Annotated in this window: 1 pseudogene; it reads left to right on the top strand. The window is 41.6% G+C overall.

Annotation, left to right across the window (positions count from 1 at the left end):
- A pseudogene (gene rplE / locus SB773_RS34445) lies at window positions 1-236 on the top strand (50S ribosomal protein L5); the annotation flags it as partial.
- Between the last annotated feature and the right edge of the window lie 2 nt (window positions 237-238).

The raw sequence follows: 238 nt of genomic DNA, 5'->3' as shown, positions 1-238 counted from the left end.
AGCTAGTATCTGTATCTTTACCACGTGTACGTGATTTCCGCGGCGTTTCAAAGAAATCCTTTGACGGACGTGGGAACTATACATTAGGTGTTAAAGAACAACTTATCTTCCCTGAGATTGATTACGATAAAGTGAGCAAAGTTCGTGGTATGGATATCGTTATCGTAACGACTGCCAACACTGACGAAGAAGCTCGTGAACTACTTACTCAAGTTGGAATGCCGTTCCAAAAGTAATC

It is taken from the genome of Bacillus sp. SIMBA_074, from assembly GCF_046534555.1.
GTDB classification, from domain to species: domain Bacteria; phylum Bacillota; class Bacilli; order Bacillales; family Bacillaceae_G; genus Bacillus_A; species Bacillus_A mycoides.
Note: the sequence above shows the minus strand (reverse complement) of the source record. Positions and strands in the feature narration are given on the sequence as shown.